Raw genomic sequence first — 21,285 nt, 5'->3', positions numbered from 1 at the left:
AATGCAAAAGGATGAACCGGCCTATTATGCTGGTTCATCCTTTTTTGTGTTTAATAAATATTAATCTTCAATCAGTCGTGATTAAATGTCCGATTGAGAGGAAATTCTATCTCTAATAAAAATAAGATACTCTTTTACAATATTAATGTCACTTAGTGCACTAAGTGTCCTGCTACCCACGACATCCTCGATTTCATTGAGCATTAGGCTGTCATCTTCGGCAAAAATAAAATCGATTCCGACCATGCCAAACTCAAAAGCTGCGATTACTCTTTCAACAAGCGCTTTTTCACCTACAGACAGCTCATATAATGAAGCTGATCCACCTAACGTATAATTTGCCTTGAAGCTGGAGGAGGACTCTCGAAGTACAGCGGCCACCACTTTTTTACCAATCACAAAAACGCGGATATCCTTGCCGAATACACAGGGCTTTTGGACAATCCAATTTCCTTCTGACAATTCGGCTAAATCATGTGCGTGTTCAATCAAATATACTTGTTTCCCGCCGCGGCCATGGGCTTCTTTAGCGATGAACGGGAAGTCCATATCATCTGCACTCGGCTTTCCTTGGCAATACACGGTATCGGCCATCGGAATTCCGATTGAGGTCAAATATTGATGCGTTTTTGCTTTGTCATTCGCCATTTCGGATACGAAAGAGGAGTTAAAGCAGGTAATACCCACTTGCTCCAACTGTTTTGTGAGAAAAGGATCGATGGTCCGAATAATCGCAAAGTCGGGCAATTCAATAGGATGTTGCTTATGTTCCACGAACAACTCATTGAAACGATGACCAATTTTGATGTCTTCTCGGAAGTGAAAATGTAAATCAAGGTCAAGCCCTTTAGCTTCGTCGAGCATCCAGTCTATGTATCCTCTGTTTTTTTCGGCATCATCACGGTTATAAATCAACCAACCTGTTTGTTTGTTCATCTGATATACTTCCTTTTTCTAATTTGTCCAACACATAATCAAACATGCTATCAGCAATGTTGATGCCAGTACAGTCGTAAATATTTAGTAAATGCGAGTTCGAATTCACTTCGCATAGAAGCGGGCCATCTTCACCGAACAATAAATCGACACCAGCAAAGTCTGCACCGAGAATCGACGCACATTGGATGGCCAAATCAGCCTCTTTCTTGGTGGGGCTGTATGGTAATGCATGGCCTCCAACTGTCATGTTAGCTCGGAAGTCATGCTCGGATTTGCGGTGCATTGCAGCTATGACTTGATCTCCGACGACATTCACGCGAATATCACGGCCCTTACTGTGCTCGATGAATTCTTGAATAATAAATGGTTTGTGTCCAAGCTTATGGACTGTCTTCAAAAATTCAGCCTCTGATTGAATTAAATACACTTGTTCACCAAATGAGCCGTATGCTTCCTTTATGATAAGCGGGTATCCAAGTTCAAGGCCGATATCTTTAAAAGCATCCACATTTATTCTTTCAATTCCTTCATACGTAAACGGAGGAAATAAGGTTTTTGGCATCGGAATGCCATGCCCTGCTAACGCTTGATGTGTTTTTGCTTTGCTATCGCAAATATCAATCGCTGTGCTGCTGTTATATACGGGAATGTCGAGCAATTCCAAATGGCTAGCCAAATGAATGTCTTTATCCATGAACAGGACAAAATCAGGCAACTTTTCAAAATTTCCTTTTAGCATAGGCAATCCTTTTTCAATTACAGGAATAAGTTCGGAATTACGGACAAGGGTTGCCGAAATCTCTTTTCTTTCAGCTGCTTCTTTAATAAATAAAGCTAAACTAGAAAACTTATCATGTTGTAAATAGCCGTTGACGACAATCCAACAGTGGAATGCAGAAGGTTTCACGGTAAATCACTACCTTTCATCTAGGTAAATCGTTAATATATTGATAAAATAATTTTAACGCATAAGAGCAGTGTAAAGAAAGAGGAGGCTTATTGATAAATGGTAAAGACCATGAAAGAAATCAATCATTTTTTCGAACAACGACAGGTTCAATTAGGTATGAATTTTGGCCTATCACGAATGGAAACATTATTAACTAAATTAGGTAATCCCCAAAAAGGTTTAAAGTATATTCATATTGCAGGCTCAAACGGGAAAGGATCTACCTTGCATTATATAAAAGAAATCCTGCTGGCAGAAGGAATTCGGGTCGCTTCCTTCACATCGCCGTATTTAATACGCATGAATGAACAACTGAAGATAAATACAGATGAAATCAGTGACAATGACTTTGTCGCTTCCTTCCAGGAACTCTGGCCAATTGTACAAGAGATGGATAGTGCGGGGAACGGACCCACTCAATTTGAAATCCTAACAGCGATGGCATTCTCTTATTTTAGCAAAAAAGAAGTCGATCTAGTTCTAATGGAAACGGGACTTGGAGGCAGGCTCGATACAACGAATGTCATCCAGCCGCTTCTTTCGATCATTACCTCTATTTCTTTGGAACATACGAATATTCTAGGAAACACCCTTGCGGAAATTGCATCAGAGAAAGCTGGCATCATTAAAAGTGGTGCACCGATTATCAGTGGAGTCACGGCCGAGGAGCCAGCAAAAGTAATCGAAGAAAAAGCAGCTTCAGCAGACGTACCCTATTATCAATTAGGAAGGGACTTTTATGTGAATGATGTGAAGCAAAGTAAACATGGGCAAAGCTTCTCAATCTCACTTGATAATAGGTCTATCCGGAATATTGACCTTCAGATGTTAGGTCGTCATCAAATAGATAATGCAGCACTAGCCGTCGCTGCTGTCATGTTAGTTATAGAAGGCATAGATGAAAAAAGCATTCGAAAGGGAATAGGGGAGGCGAAATGGAATGGCCGTTTTGAAAAAATATTTGACGAGCCGTTGGTAATCATTGATGGGGCGCATAACCCTGCTGGCATCGAAGTACTGATAAAAACACTTAAGACACATTATCCAGATTACACGTACCGATTTATCTTCAGTTCATTTCGGGATAAAGATTATTCACAGATGCTGCATATGCTGGAAAAGGAAGCGATTGAAATCATCATTACCGAATTCAACCATGAACGAGCGGCTGATGCGGAAAAACTTTATAAACAATGCAGTCATGAAAATAAAAGCATAAATAAGGATTGGCAGTCGGCGATAAGGAAAGGGAGACAGAAAACAGGGGAAAAAGAGATTCTTGTCATTACAGGTTCCCTTTATTTCCTTTCACTTGTGAGGGAATTTATATCTGAATTTTGATAGATCTATAATCAATAACGGGTTTCATGACAAAATGAGTTATTTTCACAAAAGGGACCTGTTCAGGGTCCTTTTTATTTATGGTAACTATCAACATTATCGTTTAACAGAGCCTTAAAAAAAGAAAACTACTTTTAATAAAAGTCTATATATTAATTCCCTATTATCCTGTATTTTTGTTAAAATATGTTTAAGTATTGATTCTATAGGACTAAAGAATAGTTCGGCAATCTAAAGAGAAATACACTAGTTACTAGGAGGGAGATCTACTGAAGGCAGAAGTAGAGATGGCAAATTAAAGAACGAGAGGAATGTTTAATTATGAAGAACCCTGGTAATTATGACAAAGTAGAATGTTCTGCAAAAGGAATTAGAATTTCTGATATAGGCACTTTTACAATTGATGCTAAGGATTCAATCGAAGTAAATAGATTCCGAGTGCAAGTAAAATAAATATGCCTTTCTATCTCTTTCTCTTCGCCTTAGGTCTAATCTTAGGCTCATTCTATAACGTTGTCGGCTTAAGTGTTCCTATAGGAAATTCATTTACCAATCGGCGCTCTGCTTGTCAATCTTGTGGACGAACCTTGACGTCGTTCGAGTTACTACCAGTTGTTTCTTATGTGATACAAGGCGGTAAATGCCGTGGCTGTGAGGCCAGGATTTCCCCCCTTTATCCGGTTGTAGAAATGCTAACAGGTGTTTTGTTTGCTTCAGCTCCTTTATTCCTTGGTAGGGTGGACGAACTCTGGATTGCCTGGGCATTGATTTCTTTGTTTATGATCATCTTTGTTTCTGACGTGGCCTATATGCTCATTCCTGATAAAGTACTACTTTTCTTTGCAGTGATTTTTTTATTTCTACGCGTTCTCTTTCCACTATCTCCTTGGTGGGATTCCATTGTAGGGGCCACGGTTGGCTTTAGTTTGCTTCTATTAATCGCTGTGGTGAGCAAGGGCGGTATGGGTGGCGGTGATATCAAGCTGTTTGCAGTGATTGGCTTTGCACTCGGATTGAAGTTGGTGCTGTTATCGTTTCTGTTTGCGAGCTTTTATGGGGCATTTTTTGGCATCATCGGTATGCTAACAGGCGTGATTAAAAAGAAAACACTGATTCCTTTTGGACCGTATATCGTTTTTGGGACATTGACTGCTTATTTTTGGGGCGAGTCCATTTTACAGTGGTATGTGCACTTTTTAAGATGATAATAATTAGGGGAATCTATTTCATAAAGGGACGATCCTTGTTTTGATGAAATTTGTCAAAAACTTTCTGGACATCTTGCGTTTTTGTTCTTAAAGGACATGGTTACTATTTTAACTGAAATAGTTTACTAGGAATTTATTTAAAGAAACGCAAATTATGCGATGGCAAAGGATCAGAAATAACGGAACCCATACCTTTTGAAGAATGTCCTTAGTTTAGGGAAATATGAATAGAGAAATTTGACGAAACCTATTAATGACAAGACGACAAAAGTCTTGTTATTTTTTTTTGCCTCTATGATAGGATGGAAAAAATGATCAGGAGAGGAGGAAAAAAAGTGGACAAGTCCGAAAAAAGCAAAGGTATTAAGATAAAAATAAATGGGGAAGAAAAAGTATTTGCCGATAAAAATAAGAATGTAGATCAAGAGGCAGCGGGTGAGGAGCAGGAACAAACTGATGATAGTTTTGAATGGATTCTACCGGATGATTCAATCGAGAACAAGGTTGTATTGGTCCCTGCCCCGAAAAAGAAGAAAATGCCGAAGCTTATCGGTTTTGGTACTGGCACGTTAAATAGTCCGGCGGACAAAAGACCAATAAAACCATTCTTGATTGCAGTCATTTGTGCGGTGTTTTTCGGGTCGATTCTTGGCTTAATTGCCGTTAAAACCATTACTAAGGAAAAGGCAGCTGATACTTCAGTCGAGACCTCTATCACAACGGCATCTCCTGCTGAGGATACAAAACCAGAAACTATGGAACAAGGAGCTCAGCTAAAAACATTCCTTGTACAAGGCGGTGTATTCAGCAGCGAGGATGCGGCGAAACAAATTCAAAAAAAAATCATTGAAAAGCAGGTTCCTGCTGAAATTTTCAAATTAGAAGACAGCTATTATTTATTTTTAGGATCAGCGGAGAGCCTAACTGCAAGTAAGGAGCTGGCATTGTTTTTAAAGTCATATGATGTAGACGTTTATTGGAAGGAAATCAATTTTGAAGCGGCGAGTAAAAGTCAAAAAGATGAGGAAACACTAGACACTATGAAGGCTGTATATTCTTCATTAGCAGAAACATCCGCCACCAAGCTTCGGGGTAAGGAAACAACAGTAAACGAGGAAACTCTGAAAAAAAATATGGAAAAGCTAAAGGGGGAGAACTTATCATCAGACCTTTCCCAAATGAATAATAATCTATCAGCTGCGGCAAAGTTGATAACCGAATATGAAACATCAAAAAAGGAAGAATATCTTTTACAGGCTCAAGGAAGTCTGCTTGACTTTTTATTGAATTACCAAAAAATAGCAGGGTGAGAGTTGATGATCTAGGGGAGTTATTTAACAGGACAAGCTCCCCTTTATGACAACTTTTTTTATTTTCCGGGAAATAAGATACGGCCATTTGTCGATTCCTAGTAAACAATAATTGTGGATTTCACCATAATTTGATAGGATAGAAATGTATCTCCCTATGTAGAGAAAGGTGACTTTTTATTATGCAACCATTGATTTTAGCTTCATCATCACCGCGTCGTAAAGAACTTCTACAATTCCTTCAAATACCCTTCGAAAGTATGAATTCCAATGTCGATGAAAGTATTGATGAAAACATGCGTGCGGAAGAGGCGGTAAAAGAATTAGCTTCTAGAAAAGCGGCAGCCATTGCGGCTGATCATCAGGAAAGCTGGGTAATTGGCTCAGATACAGTTGTTGTCCTTGATGGTGAGATATTGGGCAAGCCAATCAACCGTGCCGATGGAAAAAGAATGCTCGAGATGTTATCAGGAAGAACACATGAAGTGTACACAGGTGTCGCTATTTTATTCGGTAAGCACAGCAAAGTATTTGCAGAAAAAACGGAAGTGACTTTTTGGGAGCTGTCAGAAGCTGAAATCGAACGTTATCTGGACAGCGGCGAACCTTTTGACAAGGCAGGCGGCTATGGTATTCAAGGATACGGTTCACTTCTTGTCAAACAAATTAATGGGGACTATTTCACTGTTGTCGGACTTCCGGTTTCAAGACTAGCTCGCGAACTTAAGGTGATGCAATCAGACTTGACGTAATAGATTTCTCCTCTGGCCCTCTCCCTTTTATAAGGAAGGGTGGATGCTTTGAGTGAAAAAATGCAAATGCGGGATTACCCGAAAGAAGAGATGCCTCGCGAAAGATTCCTGCAAGACGGGCCGCAAAGCCTCTCCAATCAAGAATTGCTTGCTCTGCTGTTGAGGACTGGAACAAAGGAAGAATCTGTCCTTCAGCTTTCTAGTCGTCTCATCAAATCTTTCGAGGGTCTGCGTCTGTTAAAAGAAGCCTCTGTCGAAGAAATGACCGGGATTAAAGGGATTGGTGAAGCGAAAGCGATTCAAATTTTAGCCTCGGTCGAACTTGGCAGGAGAATTCAAAAATTAAATGATCCAGACCGCTATGTGATCCGCTCTCCTGAAGATGGTGCCAATTATTGCATGGAAGAAATGCGTTTTTTGACACAAGAACATTTCGTCTGTCTCTATTTAAATACGAAAAATCAAGTGCTTCATAAAACGACAGTCTTCATCGGCAGTCTCAATGCTTCGATTGTGCATCCGCGTGAGGTCTTCAAAGAAGCTTTCAGAAGGTCTGCTGCCTCTATCATCTGTCTTCATAACCACCCCTCCGGAGACCCGTCTCCCAGCAGAGAAGATATTGAAGTAACGAAAAGATTAGTCGAATGTGGTAAAATAATTGGGATTGAAGTATTGGATCATATCATTATTGGGGAGCACAAATATGTTAGTTTGAAGGAAAAAGGTTATTTATGACACTATCAAAATTTTTGATGATACGATATAATATTGTTTATGATTTTTAAAAGAGGAAACTTTTTCAAAACTCTTATTGTCAAAAAACGACAAATTATTATTTGAACTTATAAAAAGGATTTTTGTTTACGAAAGGGAGATACCATAATGTTTGGAATTGGCGCTAGAGATATAGGAATTGATTTAGGAACAGCTAATACGCTTGTTTATGTAAAAGGAAAAGGAATTGCCGTACGTGAACCATCTGTTGTTGCTGTGCAAACAGATACAAAACAGATTGTCGCAGTCGGAAATGATGCGAAAAACATGATCGGTCGTACACCTGGAAACGTGGTTGCCCTTCGCCCGATGAAGGACGGAGTTATTGCCGATTATGAAACAACGGCTACAATGATGAAGTATTATATGAAAGAAGCTCAAAAAAAGGGCGTATTCGGTAACAAACCGTATGTCATGATTTGTGTGCCTTCTGGAATTACAGCAGTTGAACAGCGTGCAGTTATCGATGCAGCTAGACAAGCTGGAGCTCGTGATGCCTATCCAATTGAAGAACCGTTTGCAGCAGCTATCGGAGCTGATCTTCCTGTTTGGGAACCTACAGGCAGCATGGTCGTTGATATTGGCGGGGGAACAACGGAAGTAGCGATTATTTCCCTTGGTGGAATTGTAACAAGCCAATCAATTCGCATTGCTGGTGACGAGATGGATGATGCCATTATCGTTTACATTCGTAAGAACTACAATCTAATGATCGGTGAACGTACTTCTGAAGCGATTAAGATGGAAATTGGTTCTGCAGGTGACACGGAAGGTATTGAAAATATGGAAATTCGCGGCCGTGACCTTTTGACTGGATTACCAAAAACGATCGAAATTACAGCTGAGGAAATCTCTAAAGCATTAAGTGATACAGTTTCTGCGATTGTAGATTCAGTGAAAAACACTTTAGAAAAAACACCACCTGAACTTGCAGCTGACATTATGGACAGAGGTATTGTACTAACAGGCGGCGGTGCTTTGCTGCGCAATTTGGATAAAGTCATCAGTGAAGAAACGCAAATGCCAGTAATCATTGCTGAAAATCCGCTTGATTGTGTTGCAATCGGAACTGGTAAAGCATTGGACCACATTCATTTGTTCAAGACTAAATCAAGAGATTCAAGATAAGCATTACAAGCATTACTTCTCAAATAGGGCCGGCTCAACAAAAGGTTGCAATTTTGAGCCGGCTTTGCTTTTTCTTTAAGCTGTCTATAAACATTTGATGGCTAGCTGTTATTAATGTGTTAATCATTACAATTGAGTAAATTAAAAATAGAGGTGCAATCATCATGCCACAGTTTTTTAATAAAAAACTCCTTCTCTTGCTCGTTAGCATTATCGTTCTCGTGGCATTGATCGGTTTTTCATTAAGAGAGAGAGAAGAGTTAACTTGGCCCGAGAAATTCTTAAAGGATACAACAGGCTGGGTCGGAAATGTGTTTAATAAGCCTGTATCGGGTATAACGGGGTTTGTAGGGGACTTAAAAGAACTTCAACATACATACGATGAAAACAAAAAGTTGAAAGCCCGTTTGGATGAATATGTTTTATTGAAAACCCAGGTGCAAGATTTAAAAGAGGAAAATGAAGAACTTCGTGATAACCTCGGTAAGGAAGACGATCTGCGGAAGTATTCGCCAATTCAGGCGACGGTTATAGGGCGTAATCCTGAACGCTGGCATGAAATGCTTACGATTAATAAAGGAAAGCGTAATGGAGTAGAAAAAAATATGGCTGTCATTACATCCACTGGTTTAGTTGGTAAGGTAAAAGTAGCCACTGATTTCACTGCTTCTGTTCAACTTTTAAGCTCAATCGACAAAGCTAACCGCGTCTCTGCAATCATTCAAGGCAAAGATAAAGCATTTGGTTTGATTGAAGGGTTCGATGATGAAAAGAATCTTTTATTAATGAAACGGATTCCTTATGATAAAAAAATCAAGAAAAATTCATTGGTCATTACTTCTGGTTATGGAGGGATCTTCCCGAAAGGTCTGCCAATCGGAAAAGTGGTCGATGTTAAAGTGGATCAATATGGATTGAACCAAACCGCTTATATTGAACCATCGACGGATTTTTATGATATTAATAATGTAATGGTCGTCAAACGTGAAGTTGGCGGCGTAGAAGATGAGATGGATGGGGAGGATGAAGTTAAGTGAAACATTTCATCCTTTCTTTTATAGCCTTGCTTTTTTTTGTTTTTGAAAGCATCTTTGCCCAGTTATTTGCAAGTGATGTATTTGGCGCTGATAAAATCCTAGTTCCTCGGTTTATTATGATTTTTGTTTTTTTTCTGACTATGTTCGGATCTAGAAAAATAGGGATGCTTTATGGAGCAATTCTTGGGTTAACATATGATGCCGTATATACAGAAATTTTAGGGGTTTACATGTTACTTATCCCTTTTCTTGCGTATTTGATTTCAAAATGCATGAAAATCTTGCAAAATAATATACTTATTTCCTGCCTTGTGGCTCTCTTGTTTACGGCAGTTTTAGAGGTCGTTATTTTTCAAATGAATATCATCCTATCTTTTGCAGATATGGGATTTGCGGAATATATGGACCGGAGATTCGTCCCGACATTATTATTGAACCTCGTATTTATTATTATTAGTTGCTATCCATTAAAGAGAATTATCGAAATGCTTGATTTGCAAGGAGAATTAGAATAACGTTTCTGTGTTCTAATAGTAGGTTAAAAATGTATTTTCACTTTTCCATGTAAGTAGAAAAAGGAAATTTGTTTTCCTATGTCGAATTATATTTCATTGAGGTGAAACAAACGTCATGAATAAAAGAATTCAGCAAAATGTTATGATTAAGGGAACAAAAGACGGGTTTATGCTTCATCTCGATGATTCTTGCTCATTTTCCGAATTATTGAAAGAGTTAGAAGCGAAGCTTTCGGCAAACTATCAGTTTCAAGAAAATGACCCGTCTATTTCCGTAAAAGTACATACAGGGAACCGCTATCTAGATGATGAACAAGTGGAAAAGATTAAAGAGGTTATCCATAAAAAGAAGAAACTTTTCGTTGACGAGATGCTTTCGAATGTCCTGACAAAGGATGAAGCGAAACGCTGGAAAGATGAAAACCAAGTGACAACTGTTACCAAGGTGATAAGATCGGGACAGGTGTTTGAAGTTCCCGGCGATCTACTGCTAATTGGAGATGTTAATCCGGACGGAACGGTACGTGCGGGTGGTAACATATATATTATGGGACAGTTAAAAGGGATAGCCCATGCCGGATATAAGGGGAATAATGAGGCTATTATTGCAGCCTCTGTTATGAAACCCGCTCAGTTGCGTATTGCTGGACAAGTGAATTTATCTCCTGACCAATATACGAAATGGGGGCATGACTTGGAATGTGCCTTCATGGACGAAGAAGAAAATATAATAATAGAAAAGCTGCAAGTTTTAAAGAAATATAGACCTAATTTAAATAGATTAGAAGGGGGTCTCTAATCGTGGGAGAGGCAATAGTTATTACATCTGGTAAAGGTGGTGTCGGAAAAACAACCACCTCCGCCAACTTAGGAACATCGTTAGCTCTTCTAGGTAAAAAGGTTTGTTTGATTGATACGGATATTGGTCTTCGGAACTTAGATGTGATTATGGGTTTGGAAAATCGAATCATCTACGATTTGGTCGATGTGGTCGAAGGGCGCTGCAAAATACATCAAGCGCTTATTAAAGATAAGCATTTCGAGGATCTGCTTTATTTGCTTCCGGCTCCACAAAATAGTGATAAATCAGCGGTAAACGAAGAGCAGATGAGGAAACTCATTAGTGATATGAAACCCGACTATGATTATATCCTCATTGACTGTCCTGCAGGTATTGAGCAGGGCTTTAGGAATGCCATAGCTGGTGCTGACAAAGCAATTATCGTGACGACTGCCGAAAGACCGGCTGTCAGGGATGCGGACCGTATTATTGGTCTGCTCGAAAAAGAAGAGCAGATTGAACCGCCTCAATTGATTATCAACCGGATACGCGGCCATTTACTTCATGAAGATGAGGAAATGGATATCGATGGAGTAACCGATTTTCTTAAAATTGATTTGATCGGCGTCATTCCTGATGATGACCAGGTCATTGTAGCAGCTAATAAAAAGGAACCCATTGCCTATAATCCGGACAATAGAGTCTCGCTTGCCTATAGGAACATTGCCCGAAGGATTCTTGGTGAATCTGTGCCCTTGACTCCGATTGGCGTCGAACCAAAAGGTTTTATGTCAAAATTGAAAAAATTCTTTAGCGTGCGGTAAATTTGAATCATAAATTATGAAGTGAGTGCATTCAATGCCCTCGCTTTTTTTTTTATCCTATCGCAGCTATAAGGATGGAGAGTTAGAATTATATAAAAAAGGCAAGCCATCTATCTTGGCTTGCCTTTTTTATGTGTTGATTAAGTATTAATAAATGTGACAGGTTATCCGCGTCTTCCGCCTCTACCGCCACGTTTTGATTCGGTGCTACGTTTAAGAGTAGATAAATTTTCTTCACTAGTCTTTAAAAAGCGAACCATTTTATCTTCGAAATTTTCCTTTGGTTGGAAATTACCTTTTGAACGAAAGTCTTTTGAACGGCTATCCCCTTGGCGTGGTGGGCGTTTAGTATAAGAAGAGGTTTGCCCTTCGGGTTTATCTATAGCCTTTTTGATGGACAAGGCAGTTTTTCCGTCTTTCTCACTAATCACTTTTACTTCAATTTGGTCGCCTACTTTAAGATGGTCATTAACGTCTTTTACATAGCTATCCGCTACCTCACTGATATGCACAAGACCTGTTGAGCCTCCTGGTAATTCTACGAATGCTCCAAAATTAGTGATACCTGTTACTTTACCTTGTACTTTGCTGCCTATTTCGATTGACATAAAAAAATGTTCCCCCTCAATAATGTTAAAACAACTTCATTATAACAAATTAAGAAGAACAATATCAATTGGATTTTTTTTCTCAATGATTTCATTTTCTAAATCAAAGCATAAAATACATCAAAACTCATGGTTTTCAATTAAATTGTTGTTCCAAAATTTATTTTAGAATGAAAAATCCAGAGGTGTTTAGAAAGAAAATCTTTTCTCCGTCATAGTCTGGACAAGTTGCTCATACGTTGTAATATAGCGCTTTGACATGAGCAGGGGGTGGATTTAGAATGGATGATCGCAGGAAAGATATCCGCAATCGTATCGCCAAGAGACGGAAGTTTAATGATAAACCAGCAGGAAATGGTAGTTGGACGGAGATCAATAATGAGGAACCGTATGGTTTTGATTCATTTAATGGGTATTCCGAGAAAGATCATCCGCTCTTTAAGAAAGAATATTTCTTTTTTAAAATCTTGGCCAGTGTATGTCTATTTCTTATTATTGCGGTGATGTTTAAGCATCCTTCAACGCGGCTGGATTCTGCAAGGAGTTTTGTCACGGAAAACATGAAGCAGGAATTTCAGTTTGCTTCGATTTCCAATTGGTATGAAAGTGCGTTTGGTAAACCTATCGCTTTTTTACCGACTGAATCTGGGAAAGAAACAGTCGATTCGGGTGAAGGCTATGCGATGCCTGCCTCTGCGAAGATTACCCAAACCTTTGAGACAAACGGCGAGGGAATCATTTTGGAAACAAGCAAAGGGTCTAAGGTTGAATCGATCAATGAAGGGGTGGTCATTTTTGCCGGTGAAAAGGAGGGGATTGGAAAGACGGTTGTTATTCAGCATGCTAACAAAAGTGAATCCTGGTATGGGCAACTAGAAAAGATTGATGTGAAACTTTATGAGTTTGTTAAGAAAGGGAACGAAGTCGGACAGGTTACAGTAAGTGAAGACGGTTCCAAGGGCAGGTTTTATTTAGCAATAAAAGAAAATGACGCCTTCATCGATCCTAAAAAGGTGATATCCTTTGAGTGAGTATGGAAAATTACTATTTAAAATCAGAGTACATCCGACACTGTGGTTCGTCATTGGAATCGCCATCCTTACGGCCCATTTCGTTGAAATGATGATGTTGTTACTCATCGTTTTTATTCATGAGATGGGGCATGCAACCTGTGCTCAGCACTTTAAATGGCGAATTAAGTCAATCCATCTGCTTCCTTTTGGAGGGGCGGTCGAGACTGAGGAGTATGGAAATAAAAGTTTGAAGGAGGATTTGGCCGTCGTGCTTGCCGGTCCGCTTCAACATGTTTGGCTCATCGGAGCGGCTTTTTTGCTCTATTCCCTTTCCTTTATTTCCTATGAGCTGTATCAGCCTTTCTTATATATGAATCTTATGTTGTTGGTTTTTAATTTGTTGCCAATTTGGCCTTTGGACGGAGGGAGGCTTTTATTCATTGGTGTATCTCTTTACTGCACCTTTCTTGAAGCACAGAAATATACGCTCTATTTTTCTGCTGCATTCGCACTTCTGGCTTTTTTAACTTGGCTCATTCTTGAACCACTTAACTTGAATATCTGGCTGATCATCTTGTTTATTAGTCTGTCACTTGTCATGGAATGGCGGCAGCGGTATTACGCTTTTATCCGCTTTCTTTTACAGCGTCATTATGGTCATACAAACGATTTGGCGAAACTAAAGCCGATTATGGTGGATTCCCAAGAACCGATTTATAAGGTGCTGGAAATGTTTCAACGCGGCTGTAAGCACCCCGTTATCATTATGAAAAACGGCAAAGAGAGTGGTTCGTTGGATGAAACGGAAATCCTCCATGCCTATTTTTCAGAGAAAATGACAAATGGGAAAATAGGTGACCTATTATATTCTTATTAAATATGATATCCTTTCTTCAAATTGAGGAGAGGATTTTTTTTAATGAAAAAGATGATCGCTAACCTATCTTCGCGCGAAAAAAGAGTGGCTGTGCTGGAGAATGATGTGCTACGTAAAATTGAAATCATGCCGCCTCACCAATGCAGTACGGTCGGTAATATTTATCTTGGGAAAGTAACAAAGGTATTGCCGGGTATGGATGCAGTCTTTATTGATTATGGAGTAGACAAGAATGGCTTTTTGCATCGTGACGAAATTCCGTCTTTCCAACTGACAAAACGAGACGGAAAAGCGGCAATTGGTCAATACGTCCGCCAAGGAGAAAAGCTGCTAGTTCAGGTGACTAGGGATGAAACCGGTAAAAAAGGAGCAAAATTGACAGGGTTGATCGAGTTTTCAACAGATTCCCTCGTTTACATACATGGAATAGATTATGTTGGCGTTTCTAAGAAATTCAAAAACGAGCACATGCAAAAACAGTGGCGGGAAACGGCTGTACAGTTTAAACAGCCTAATGAGGGGTTGATTGTCCGCACATCGATGGAGAATGAAAGCGAAACTGTTTTTTTGAACAGGTTATCTTCATTGCGTCAGCTCTATAAAAATCTTGAACTGAAGGCAGCCTCTCTAAAGGCTCCAGCTCTCCTCTATGAGAGAGATAATTTCTTAGAGATGATTATCTCTGAAATGTCGAGAACGGGTTCAGGGGAACTTTCTATCGATGATTTCGAGGCATATCAAGAGTTGAAAAAATGGATACAGGAAAATGATAAGGAATGGATATTATCCTATGAAACGGGTCCGAAAAACATTTTTTCTGAACGGAATGTGGATGGGCAAGTTGAGAAAGTGATGAAGAAAATAGTCTGGCTCGATAACGGAGGCTATTTAATTTTTGAAGAAACGGAAGCGTTCACTGTAATTGACGTCAATTCGGGTAAGTTCACTGGTAAAGTGGAAAAGGAAGCAACGCTGTTTGCAGTGAATCAGGCGGCAGCGAAAGAAGTTGCCCGTCAACTGAGATTGAGAAATATTAGCGGGATTATCCTAATAGATTTCATCAATATGGAGAAGCCACAGCATAAGCTTGAAATTATCGACATTGTCAAAAAGGAAGTAGCGAGGGATGAGATGCGCGTCCAGGTTATTGGCTTTACAGAACTAGGCATCTTACAGGTGACGAGAAAGAGAACCTCACCGTCACTTAGCGAAATATTGACGATACCTTGTCCTGTATGCAGCGGAAGCGGGAAAGTTGAGAGTGCTGAAACAGTGGCCTTCCGGTTGGAGCGTGAATTGCTGGAACATCGCAAAGCGGATGATGAAGCGGTCTGGGTGGAAGTAAGCAAAGCGGTGGCAGACGTGTTGCTAGGTGAAAATGAATCATATAGGCCGACATTGGAAGAATTGATTTCTAAAAAGTTATTTCTTTCATTTGTCTCCGGTTCTATTAATACGTATTCTATTAAGCGCTTCGGGAGCATTCAGGAAATCGAGCGAGCTTTCAAGTGATGGACGAGAATTCTTACAAATATATTGACAGCTCTTCCGGTTTCATGATAGGATTTTAATGTTATGTTTGTAGCACCCGTGCTACAACCGCTCAACAACAGGTCTTAAGCTTTTGTCTTTTTGACAAGACGCCTGTGATTGGCGAGTCTGAGACATTTAAGGAGGTGCAAGTATGTACGCAATTATCGAAACTGGCGGTAAACAAATTAAAGTAGCAGCTGGCGAAGCGGTTTACATTGAAAAATTAAACGCAGAAGCAGGCGAAACTGTTACATTTGACAAAGTTTTATTCGTAGGTGGCGAAGACGTGAAAGTCGGTGCTCCACTAGTGGAAGGCGCTACTGTAACAGGTACTGTCGAGAAACAAGGTAAGCAAAAGAAAATCACTGTTTTCAAATACAAAGCGAAGAAAAACAATCGTAAAAAACAAGGTCATCGTCAACCATACACAAAAGTTGTTATCGAAGCAATCAACGCGTAAGGGCTGATTCTAGATGATTAAAGTTGTCTTTGATGCTCCGCAGGAACGGATTACTTCGTTCACCTTAAGCGGACATGCTAATTTTGCTAAAAAAGGTTCTGATATCGTTTGTGCAGGTGTATCGGCTGTTTCCTTCGGGTCAGTCAATGCGATTATGTCCTTAACGGATGTAGAGCCTGAGATTGAGCAAGGGAGAGAGGGCGGCTATCTTCGCTGCGTTATTCCGGGGAATCTTTCACCGGAATCCGAAGAAAAGGTGCAGCTGCTCTTGAACAGTATGCTCATATCACTGCAAACTATCGAACGTGATTATGGTAAATACATGAAAATTATCCTCAACCAATAGGAGGTGGAACAAATGTTAAGATTAAATCTTCAGTTCTTCGCTTCGAAAAAAGGAGTAGGTTCTACAAAGAACGGACGTGACTCTCAATCTAAGCGTCTTGGCGCTAAACGTGCAGATGGTCAATTCGTTTCTGGTGGTTCTATCCTTTACCGTCAACGCGGAACAAAAATCTATCCAGGTGAGAACGTAGGCCGTGGTGGAGACGATACTCTATACGCTAAAGTAGACGGTGTTGTTAAATTCGAACGTTTCGGACGTGACCGTAAAAAAGTAAGCGTATATCCAGTTGCACAAGAAGCATAATTGGCATCTTTGAACAGAGGCTGACTCAAAAGGGTCTGATTCCTTCTACAAGACACTATATATCGCGTCATTTTTAATAATGGTATGCTATATAGTGAAGAAGGGGTCCGGCCCTTTATTTATACTATAGGAACGATAAATAACCAGCGTTTTGCAGGAGACTTTAGTCATTAGTATAAGAAAAACAACCTCTGACTTACAAAAGGCTCGCCAATAGGCGGGCTTTCTTACCTTTTAGGGGAAAATCTAAGATTACTTTATCCATCACATTTGGTTAGGCCAAATAGACAGTCCAATTCAACTATAATATCTCCAATTGGTGCATAAATAAGGCCCATTCTCTTTATAAGTTCAAATGGCTCTACCATCGTCCAAAGAACTCAGGGTGTGTGGCTGTATTTTTTGGACGGGGGCTTTCATGTGAAGGCATGTGAATCGAGCTTCATTTCCTGTTTGTTGTTTTTTTGATATACTGTACAAATGGAAGTATTCAACATGATAGAGCTGAAAAAAGTTTCTTTATCATAATTGAAGGTGTTAATAATGGATAAAAATTGGACGACTATTGAAACTCTTCGTCAAACCAGGCATGATTGGCTGAATAGAATTCAAATAATAAAAGGGAATCTGGAGTTAAACAAAATTGATCGTGTCAAAGGCATTATTGATGAAATCATTATTGAAACCCAGAATGAAGCACGCCTTACCAATTTGAATTTGCCAAAGTTCAGCGAGATGTTGTTGACGTCGAATTGGAATAACGGATCATTTTATTGCGAATATGAAATTATTGATGTTTTTGAAGGCTCTACTGAGCTGGACGAGCTGATGTATCGTTGGACGAATGATTACTTTAAAGTTTTGGAAAAGAATCTAGACCCATTTTTTGAAAATATTCTAGCTGTTTCTATGTGTAAGAAAGAGATAAGCGATATGCGTATTTCATTTCATATGCAAGGCAGATTTATCGACCAAGCCGCTGTGATGGGATTTTTAGAAAAGTCGTTAACCGCGGAGCAATCAATTGATATTCTCGAATGTAATGAAGATGAATTATTTTTTAAGATGGATATTAAGTTTTAGAGAAGTATACAGCAAGAAATGACTTGCAGAAAACAAGGAAGTGATAGCATGTTTGTCGATCAAACGAAAGTCTATATAAAAGGCGGAGACGGTGGTAACGGGATAGTTGCTTATCGTCGTGAAAAATTCATACCAAAAGGCGGACCTGCCGGCGGAGACGGTGGTAATGGAGCGAACGTCGTTTTTGAAGTAGAAGAAGGCCTGCGTACGTTAATGGATTTCCGTTATCAGCGCCACTTTAAGGCACCGCGCGGAGAACATGGCATGTCCAAAAACATGCATGGTGCTGCTGCTAAAGATATGATTATTAAAGTTCCACCAGGTACAGTTGTAATTGATGAAAAAACCAAGGAAGTTATTGCTGATTTAGTAGAACACGGACAACGCGCCGTTATCGCTAAGGGTGGACGCGGCGGTCGTGGAAACTCTCGTTTTGCGACTCCAGCTAATCCTGCTCCAGAAATTGCGGAAAACGGTGAACCTGGCCAAGAGCGCGATATAATTATGGAATTGAAATTATTGGCTGATGTAGGTTTGGTTGGTTTTCCTAGTGTCGGAAAATCCACTTTACTTTCTGTCGTATCTGCAGCAAGACCTAAAATTGCCGAATACCATTTTACAACGATTGTACCAAACCTTGGAATGGTAGAAACGGAAGATCACCGTAGCTTTGTAATGGCCGATTTGCCTGGCCTGATTGAAGGTGCTTCTGAAGGAGTAGGTCTTGGACATCAATTCTTACGCCATATTGAAAGAACAAGGGTAATTGTTCATGTAATTGATATGTCAGGCCTTGAAGGTAGAGATCCTTATGAAGACTACCTGACAATCAACAAAGAGCTTGAAGAGTATAACCTGCGCTTGACTGAACGTCCGCAAATCATTGTAGCAAGTAAAATGGATATGCCGGATTCTGCAGAGAATTTAGCCGCATTCAAAGAAAAGCTTGAAGAAGACTTCCCGGTCTTCCCGGTTTCTGCTGTAACACGTGAAGGAATCCGTGAGCTACTTTATGCGATTGCTGATAAAATCGAAGAAACACCTGAGTTCCCTCTTGATCATGAAGAAGAGAATACTGGAATTCACCGTGTTCTTTATAAACATACATCACAGTCAGATGAATTTGACATTGTACGCGAATCGGATGGAAGTTTTGCCGTCTCTGGATTCAAGATCGAGCGTCTATTCAAAATGACTGACTTCACTCGTGAAGAGTCCATCCGTCGTTTCGCTAGACAACTTCGTTCATTCGGAGTCGACGAAGGCCTTCGCCAAAAAGGTGCGACAAATGGTGATATCGTCCGTATCCTTGAATATGAATTTGAATTCGTTGATTGATTAGATACCATGATGGCAGGCAAAAGGAGGCGTGCTGAGTTTGAATAAGGCCGATCAGAAATTTTTCCTCGTTCGAGAGGACGTCCTTCCCGAAGCGATGAAAAAAACGCTGGATGCAAAAGAAATGATTGAACGAGGAAAAGCAGAATCAGTTTGGGAAGCAGTACAGCGAGTGGACTTAAGTAGAAGTGCCTTTTACAAATACCGTGACACGGTTTTTCCATTTCATACAGTTGTTAAAGAAAAGCTGATTACCCTGTTCTTCTATCTCGAAGATCGTTCTGGTACTCTATCGGAGCTCTTACGGCTCGTCGCCTCATCAGGTTGCAACATCATGACCATTCACCAAACGATTCCCTTGCAGGGACGAGCCAATGTTACCCTATCTCTAAACACGGGTGGGATGACGATGGATATTAATGATCTGCTTACTAAACTGCGTAAAATGGAGTTCGTCGAAAAAGTCGAAATTATTGGGAACGGCGCATAAAAAACAGCCTGTACATTTCACATGTACAGGCTGTTTTTTTATCAGGGGACGATTTATCGATTAACTATTGTAAAAAATCAGAAAATGACATAACATAAATAGTAGATTTTCCGTGAAAAGGGGATTATAATATGACATCAAAAATAGCATTTCTTGGACCGAAAGCAACGTTCACGGATTTAGCTGTATCGCGACTATTTCCTAATGATATAAAAATACCAATGAACACGATTCCAGACTGCCTTGATGCTGTTCGTGACGGGGAAGTAAATCACGCACTCGTCCCAATCGAGAATGCTTTGGAGGGTTCGGTAAATATTACAATGGATTACTTAGTCCATGAAGTGACATTACCGATTAAAGGGGAAGTAACGATTCCAATCCAACAACATTATATGGTGCATCCGGATCATGCATATCCTGGTTTTAAACCGGATATGGTTTATTCCCACTCACATGCTATCGCACAATGCCGCAAATTTCTACATAAAGAACTAAGGGGCATACCGTATGAATATGTCACGTCCACTGCGGCAGCTGCGAAAATGGTGATGGAGAATTCCGATATCAATATAGCTGCGATTGCAAATGACATGGCTGCGGCGGAGTATGGTTTGACGATTGTAAAACAAAATATTCATGATTATGAACATAATCATACAAAATTTATCGTCGTATCTAATAGCGAAGTAGATTTTGAAGGGCATTTGACTACTGAGGGCGACAAGAAAACGACGCTTATGGTTCAGCTTCCTGCCGATCATTCAGGGCAGCTGCACCAAGTCCTTTCCGCTTTCTCTTGGAGGAAACTTAACCTTTCTAAGATTGAATCACGACCAATGAAAACAGGATTAGGCAATTACTTTTTCATTATCGACGTCGGAATGGCTCTTGACGATGTTCTCATCCCAGGTGCGATTTCTGAGCTTGAGGCTCTTGGATGTACCGTTTCAATCATGGGCAGCTATCCATGCTTTAAAGTCCAAAATGGTGTACCGCAAAGTTGATTTCTTTAAGGTTGAGAGTAAAGGTTCCTTTCCTCAAAGTTTGACCCAGATGCGGAATTGAACCGTTTAGGCTCACAAGGTTGCAACCTGTATTCACAGAGTGGTAAATGGTACAACCTCGGATGTGTTTTATACAATGATGAGAGAAAATATTGAATAAGAAGAGTGTCCCAGGAGTATTTTCTGGGGCATTTTTTTGTTGAAGTGTTCAATAGAAATCGTATTTCTCTCGTGTACGAGTTCCTAAAACGATACTTACATTTAAAAATATAAAGAAAATAGGCAAAAAGAAATGAATGTCCATTGAAGGATTTTGAAGGTAACTGAAACGGCTATTTTTATAGCGGAAAGAGATAAGGATAAAGAACAGGAAAAACAAAAATATCAATATCGGAATATAGAGGAGGAACAGTCAGAAGGGGAATTAATACAGGTAATGGGAGGCTGGATACAAGCGGTGGGTTCTATTATTAGTCTTATAGGCCAATTGAGAAGTAATAATGAAGATAAAGGCGATGGAGATAGCTCTAGTGTAAGCAGAACCAATGATGATAGGCATAGTCCTTAATAAATCGTCAAATGGCTGTTCCGAAAAGCGATAAAAAAAACTCATGTTATGGAACGCATACTGTTTTTTCTAATTTATGAAATGATGGAAGGTCGATTTAT

At 39.8% G+C, this 21,285-nt stretch carries 24 protein-coding genes and 1 other annotated feature; of the genes, 21 read left to right on the top strand and 3 right to left on the bottom strand.

Annotated features, from left to right (window positions below; genetic code table 11):
* Positions 1-81: 81 nt before the first annotated feature.
* A complete protein-coding gene (locus AKG34_RS16955; protein ID WP_053347167.1) occupies positions 82-936 on the bottom strand; it encodes an ATP-grasp domain-containing protein in 855 nt (284 codons plus the stop codon).
* A complete protein-coding gene (locus AKG34_RS16950) occupies positions 905-1,846 on the bottom strand; it encodes an ATP-grasp domain-containing protein (RefSeq protein ID WP_083450825.1) in 942 nt (313 codons plus the stop codon). The genes AKG34_RS16955 and AKG34_RS16950 overlap by 32 nt, the downstream gene beginning before the upstream one ends.
* Positions 1,847-1,945: 99 nt before the next feature.
* On the opposite strand from AKG34_RS16950, the gene AKG34_RS16945 reads away from it, so the two are divergent.
* From AKG34_RS16945 to minD, 10 genes are all read left to right on the top strand, one after another.
* Positions 1,946-3,229, top strand: a complete 1,284-nt coding sequence (locus AKG34_RS16945; protein WP_053347166.1) for a bifunctional folylpolyglutamate synthase/dihydrofolate synthase — start codon at positions 1,946-1,948, stop codon at positions 3,227-3,229.
* Positions 3,230-3,684: 455 nt separating this feature from the next.
* The gene (locus AKG34_RS16940) at positions 3,685-4,434 is read left to right on the top strand and encodes a prepilin peptidase (protein WP_053347165.1); all 750 of its coding nucleotides are present in this window, start codon (positions 3,685-3,687) and stop codon (positions 4,432-4,434) included.
* Between the two features lie 338 nt (positions 4,435-4,772).
* Entirely contained in the window at positions 4,773-5,747 is a 975-nt protein-coding gene (locus tag AKG34_RS16935; protein ID WP_053347164.1) for a hypothetical protein, read from the top strand.
* Positions 5,748-5,929: 182 nt separating this feature from the next.
* Positions 5,930-6,499 (top strand): Maf family protein, encoded by a 570-nt coding sequence (locus AKG34_RS16930; RefSeq protein WP_053347163.1) that lies wholly within the window; start codon positions 5,930-5,932, stop codon positions 6,497-6,499.
* Between the two features lie 60 nt (positions 6,500-6,559).
* Positions 6,560-7,234, top strand: coding sequence for a RadC family protein (gene radC, locus AKG34_RS16925; RefSeq protein ID WP_053348145.1), 675 nt, complete (start codon positions 6,560-6,562; stop codon positions 7,232-7,234).
* Between the two features lie 147 nt (positions 7,235-7,381).
* On the top strand, positions 7,382-8,401 hold the full coding sequence (locus tag AKG34_RS16920) for a rod shape-determining protein (RefSeq protein WP_053347162.1): 1,020 nt from the start codon (positions 7,382-7,384) through the stop codon (positions 8,399-8,401).
* Between the two features lie 164 nt (positions 8,402-8,565).
* Positions 8,566-9,438 carry a rod shape-determining protein MreC gene (mreC, locus tag AKG34_RS16915; protein WP_053347161.1) on the top strand — a complete coding sequence of 291 codons (873 nt, stop codon included), beginning with the start codon at positions 8,566-8,568 and terminating at the stop codon, positions 9,436-9,438.
* Positions 9,435-9,953 carry a rod shape-determining protein MreD gene (mreD, locus tag AKG34_RS16910; protein WP_053347160.1) on the top strand — a complete coding sequence of 173 codons (519 nt, stop codon included), beginning with the start codon at positions 9,435-9,437 and terminating at the stop codon, positions 9,951-9,953. The genes mreC and mreD overlap by 4 nt, the downstream gene beginning before the upstream one ends.
* Positions 9,954-10,068: 115 nt before the next feature.
* The gene (gene minC / locus AKG34_RS16905; protein ID WP_053347159.1) at positions 10,069-10,752 is read left to right on the top strand and encodes a septum site-determining protein MinC; all 684 of its coding nucleotides are present in this window, start codon (positions 10,069-10,071) and stop codon (positions 10,750-10,752) included.
* A 2-nt stretch (positions 10,753-10,754) separates the two neighbouring features.
* Positions 10,755-11,558 (top strand): septum site-determining protein MinD, encoded by an 804-nt coding sequence (gene minD / locus AKG34_RS16900; RefSeq protein WP_053347158.1) that lies wholly within the window; start codon positions 10,755-10,757, stop codon positions 11,556-11,558.
* A gap of 164 nt (positions 11,559-11,722) precedes the next feature.
* On the opposite strand, the gene AKG34_RS16895 is transcribed toward minD, so the two are convergent.
* On the bottom strand, positions 11,723-12,166 hold the full coding sequence (locus tag AKG34_RS16895; RefSeq protein ID WP_053347157.1) for a S1 domain-containing RNA-binding protein: 444 nt from the start codon (positions 12,164-12,166) through the stop codon (positions 11,723-11,725).
* A gap of 281 nt (positions 12,167-12,447) precedes the next feature.
* Here AKG34_RS16895 and AKG34_RS16890 point away from each other — a divergent pair, with 281 nt between their 5' ends.
* The 11 genes from AKG34_RS16890 to AKG34_RS16840 all read left to right on the top strand — a co-directional run bounded on the left by AKG34_RS16890 (position 12,448) and on the right by AKG34_RS16840 (position 21,184).
* Positions 12,448-13,197: a M23 family metallopeptidase gene (locus AKG34_RS16890; RefSeq protein WP_053347156.1), complete on the top strand. Its 750-nt coding sequence runs from the start codon at positions 12,448-12,450 to the stop codon at positions 13,195-13,197.
* Positions 13,190-14,056, top strand: a complete 867-nt coding sequence (locus tag AKG34_RS16885) for a M50 family metallopeptidase (protein ID WP_053347155.1) — start codon at positions 13,190-13,192, stop codon at positions 14,054-14,056. Before AKG34_RS16890 ends, AKG34_RS16885 begins: the two co-directional genes overlap by 8 nt.
* Positions 14,057-14,098: 42 nt before the next feature.
* Complete coding sequence (locus AKG34_RS16880; protein WP_053347154.1) at positions 14,099-15,568, top strand: Rne/Rng family ribonuclease; 1,470 nt, start codon at positions 14,099-14,101, stop codon at positions 15,566-15,568.
* Between the two features lie 75 nt (positions 15,569-15,643).
* Positions 15,644-15,727 (top strand) — a sequence feature (ribosomal protein L21 leader region).
* A 13-nt stretch (positions 15,728-15,740) separates the two neighbouring features.
* Positions 15,741-16,049: a 50S ribosomal protein L21 gene (rplU, locus tag AKG34_RS16875; protein WP_034308849.1), complete on the top strand. Its 309-nt coding sequence runs from the start codon at positions 15,741-15,743 to the stop codon at positions 16,047-16,049.
* A gap of 13 nt (positions 16,050-16,062) precedes the next feature.
* Positions 16,063-16,395: a ribosomal-processing cysteine protease Prp gene (locus AKG34_RS16870; RefSeq protein ID WP_053347153.1), complete on the top strand. Its 333-nt coding sequence runs from the start codon at positions 16,063-16,065 to the stop codon at positions 16,393-16,395.
* A 12-nt stretch (positions 16,396-16,407) separates the two neighbouring features.
* Positions 16,408-16,698 (top strand): 50S ribosomal protein L27, encoded by a 291-nt coding sequence (gene rpmA, locus AKG34_RS16865; RefSeq protein ID WP_034308845.1) that lies wholly within the window; start codon positions 16,408-16,410, stop codon positions 16,696-16,698.
* A 543-nt stretch (positions 16,699-17,241) separates the two neighbouring features.
* A complete protein-coding gene (locus AKG34_RS16860) occupies positions 17,242-17,781 on the top strand; it encodes a Spo0B C-terminal domain-containing protein (protein ID WP_053347152.1) in 540 nt (179 codons plus the stop codon).
* 48 nt (positions 17,782-17,829) lie between these two features.
* Positions 17,830-19,119: a GTPase ObgE gene (gene obgE / locus AKG34_RS16855; RefSeq protein WP_053347151.1), complete on the top strand. Its 1,290-nt coding sequence runs from the start codon at positions 17,830-17,832 to the stop codon at positions 19,117-19,119.
* A 40-nt stretch (positions 19,120-19,159) separates the two neighbouring features.
* Positions 19,160-19,609: a transcriptional regulator ThrR gene (locus AKG34_RS16850; RefSeq protein WP_053347150.1), complete on the top strand. Its 450-nt coding sequence runs from the start codon at positions 19,160-19,162 to the stop codon at positions 19,607-19,609.
* A gap of 131 nt (positions 19,610-19,740) precedes the next feature.
* Positions 19,741-20,616 (top strand): prephenate dehydratase, encoded by an 876-nt coding sequence (pheA, locus tag AKG34_RS16845; RefSeq protein WP_053347149.1) that lies wholly within the window; start codon positions 19,741-19,743, stop codon positions 20,614-20,616.
* A gap of 313 nt (positions 20,617-20,929) precedes the next feature.
* Positions 20,930-21,184, top strand: a complete 255-nt coding sequence (locus AKG34_RS16840; protein ID WP_053347148.1) for a hypothetical protein — start codon at positions 20,930-20,932, stop codon at positions 21,182-21,184.
* Positions 21,185-21,285 lie beyond the last annotated feature (101 nt).

The organism is Peribacillus butanolivorans (assembly GCF_001273755.1).
Taxonomy (GTDB): Bacteria; Bacillota; Bacilli; order Bacillales; family DSM-1321; genus Peribacillus; species Peribacillus butanolivorans.
This window is presented reverse-complemented; position numbering and strand designations above follow the sequence as displayed.